Below are 3,038 nucleotides of genomic sequence, written 5' to 3' on the forward strand. Positions count from 1 at the left end.
GCTTCGTCTCCGCCGGAACGGCGGCCGGAGTGGCTGCCGGCGGGCGGCGGGGCGGGGGTCGGGGGGGGCGGCCGGGGCGGGGGGGGGGGGGAGGGGCGGGGGGGGGGGGGGCCGGCCGGGCGGCCCCCCCCCTGGGGGGGCCGGCCGGGACTCCGGACGTGGGGCCGGTGAATCGGAGGGCGTGCGCCCGGCCGTGGCCGGACGCGCGCCCCGTGCCGTCGCCGGTGCCGCAGGGAATCAGGGCAGGTTGACGAACCGGTGGGAGGCGATGTTGTGCCAGAGCGCCTGGCCCGCGCCGGACCCGTTGGACCCGAACTGCCACTGCCTCAGGTCGGGCAGGCCGGCCCCGTTGTAGACGCCCCGGCCGGCCCCGCCGAAGTTGCTGTTGTAGTACACCCAGACGTCGTCCAGGTTCCCGGGGTAGCGCATGTTCCACAGGGATTCCGCGTTGTTCTTGCACTCGCCCCAGTTGGCGTCGGTCGACCAGGACTGGCACTCGTTCTGGTACCAGGTGCTGTAGTAGGCGTGCAGCCTGCCGTCCGCCGCGAGGGCGGGGGCCGTGGAGGCGGGCGCTGCCTCGGTGGCCTGGGCGGTGTACGGGGCGGCCGTCACGGCCAGGGCTGCGGCGACGGCCGCGCCCGCGAGCAGGGTGCGCAGGGGCTTCATGGGTTTCCTCTCCGGTGGGTGGGGCGTGCGTGATGACCGGCCGGCGCCGGGTCGGCGGCGGCCGGTGGTCCGGTGGGTGGTGGGTCAGTGGCCCGGGTCGGCCGCGACGACCGAGCGGGCCCGGGGCAGCGCCGCGAGCCGCAGCCGCTGCCAGGTCTCGACGTCCGAGCGGTACCGCCGGCGCAGTTCGGCGTCGTACGTCCGGTCCAGGCGCCGGACGACCGCGGCCAGGCCGGAGCTCTCCGCGCACCCGGCCTCGGCGACCGCCAGGGTGATCTCCTGCTCACGCGGCCAGGCCTGGCCCCGGGGCGGCTGGGCCGCGCGCAGCGCCGCCGGGTCCGCGTAGTCGTGGCCCGCCGCGCGCATGCAGTCGGCCCAGGCGCGGGTGGGAGCGGTGAGCTCCTGGTCGGCGGTCACCTTCTCGCCTCGGAGCGAGGCGAGGGAGTCCATCGTCACCCGGGCCTGGAACCAGGCGCCCAGGTCCTGGTACAAGGTGCGCTGGCCCTGGGACCGGCACCCCTCGGGGCTGCGGGTGAGCGGCATCCCGTCCGGGGCGCGGGCGGTGAGCCCCTCGGGCCGCGGGCCGTTGGCGGCGGCGATCGCGGGGGCCTTCCGGTCGGCCGGGAGGCTCTCGAAGTAGCGCTGGTTGGGGTCGTCCGTCCGGACCTCCTCCAGCCTGCGCTCGATGTCCCGGCCGTAGCCGTGCCGGCGGGCCCACTCGAGGTCGTCGACGACGTACGGGAACTCCCTGGCCTCCGGCACCGGTTGACGCGCGACCGGCTGGTAGACGAAGCCCTTGGCCCGCATGCAGTCGCGCAGCAGGAGCTGCTCGGCGGAGTGGAGCAGGTCCTCCTCGGCCGGGGTCAGGTCGCGCAGGTCGGGGCCGGGGGCGGCCGGTGCGGCCCGTGGTGTCGGGCCGGCCGGGTCGCCGCCCCGGCACTCGGCCGGTCGGAGGACTCCGCAGGCCGCCGCGGCGGTGGCGCCCGCTGCCGCGGCGAGCAGGGCGACGGCGGTCAGGGCCCGGCGGCGCCGCCCGGGGTGCGGGCTGCTGCCACGCTTCGGCTCCGCCGGTCGGTCGGCGTCCTTCGCCTCGGGCATGGTGTTCCCTCCTTCGCTCGCTCGGTGGGGGACGACGGGCCGGCCGGCCGCGTTCGTCGGATCGGATCCGGACGACGAGCGCCCGTCCGTTCTCCTCGGCTCCCGGTGGAGCCGGAACGGAGCCCGGGCACAGGAGCGGTGGAGGCCGGTGGCCGGGTGTGCCGCACCCTCCGGAAAGGCCGCTGGTCAGGCCCGCTCGTGCCGTTGCGCCGCTGCCGGGCCGTCCGGGGGTCCGGTGGTGACTCCACCGTGCGGGCTGTTTTGATTGTCCATCAACAAGAGAGCCGGAACGCCCAGGTGAGCGGCGGACAAACCGGGTTGGCCGTGGACAGGACAGGGGGACGCGGGGTGGGTCGCGCTGGACGTCCGCAGGGGCGGTTCAAAGGGGAGACCGAGCAGGCCGACGCCCTGGCCCGGTTCGTCCGGGAGCTGACGTCCGGGGCCACCGTCCGCGAACTCGCCCAGCGGTACCGGGCCGGCAAGACCAGCTGGAGCGAGTACCGCTCGGCCGAGCGGGACATCCCGTGGCACCTGCTCCAGCGGCTGGTCCACGACCGGGTGCCCGACCCGCAGGCCCGGACGGTGCTGCTGGCCCGCGCCGCCCACCTGCACGAACAGGCCGCCCGGGCCGCCGAGGGGCTGCAGCCCCCCGCGGCGGTGCGGTCGGCCGCGCAGCAGGCGCTGGACCTGGCCCGCCAGGCGCAGCGGCAGGCCGAGGCGGGCGTGGCGGAGGCCGAGGAACTGATCCGGGTGCTGGTGGCGATCGTGGCCGAGCTGCGGGACGAACTGGGCGCCGGGGACGGAACGGACGCGGCCCCGGGCCCGCCGGCCGACGGCGGGGCGCTGCGGCTGCGGCGCTCCCGGCTGAGGGAGGCGACGCACTGCCTGGACGAGGTGCGGCGCATCCGGGACAGCGCGCGCGAGGCGCGGCGGACGGCGGAGCGCGAGCAGGACGCCGCCGAACTCCTGGTCGACCGGGAACGGACGCGGGAGCGGGCGGGCGCCGGCCGGGCGCCGGGGTCCGAACTGGTGCCGGTCGGCGGGGAACCGGCACAGCTGCCGGTGCTGCGGCGCCTGGGCGCCGAACTCGTGGCGGTGCGCGAGGCGTTGGCCGACCGGCGCCGGGAGGTGCTCCGGATGGCCCCCGCCGCGCCCGGCTCCGGGATCGTCCGCGGCGAACTGGTCCGGACCGCGGACAACCGCCCGCCCGCGCCGCGCGAGCCCGCCCCGCCCGCGCCCGGTCCGGCGTTCACCGGCCCGCCGCGCCCCGGGCC

The 3,038-nt window shown here is 77.8% G+C and carries 2 protein-coding genes and 1 pseudogene; 1 reads left to right on the forward strand and 2 read right to left on the reverse strand.

Annotation, left to right across the window (positions count from 1 at the left end; translation table 11 throughout):
- Positions 1–237 precede the first annotated feature (237 nt).
- Together ABZW03_RS39180 and ABZW03_RS39185 are read right to left on the reverse strand one after the other, a co-directional pair.
- The gene (locus tag ABZW03_RS39180; RefSeq protein WP_355269403.1) at positions 238–666 is read right to left on the reverse strand and encodes a hypothetical protein; all 429 of its coding nucleotides are present in this window, start codon (positions 664–666) and stop codon (positions 238–240) included.
- Between the two features lie 84 nt (positions 667–750).
- Positions 751–1,764, reverse strand: a complete 1,014-nt coding sequence (locus ABZW03_RS39185; protein WP_355269405.1) for a hypothetical protein — start codon at positions 1,762–1,764, stop codon at positions 751–753.
- Between the two features lie 348 nt (positions 1,765–2,112).
- Between ABZW03_RS39185 and ABZW03_RS39190 the strand changes: the two are divergent.
- Positions 2,113–3,038: pseudogene (locus ABZW03_RS39190) on the forward strand (hypothetical protein); the annotation flags it as partial.

Origin of the sequence: Kitasatospora sp. NPDC004799 (genome assembly GCF_040609095.1) — a bacterium.
GTDB lineage: Bacteria > Actinomycetota > Actinomycetes > Streptomycetales > Streptomycetaceae > Kitasatospora.

What these genes read in the sequence shown, in the direction of transcription:
- ABZW03_RS39180 (WP_355269403.1), bottom strand. Translation starts at nt 666, where the DNA reads ATGAAGCCCCTGCGCACCCTGCTCGCGGGCGCGGCCGTCGCCGCAGCC.
- ABZW03_RS39185 (WP_355269405.1), bottom strand. Translation starts at nt 1,764, where the DNA reads ATGCCCGAGGCGAAGGACGCCGACCGACCGGCGGAGCCGAAGCGTGGC.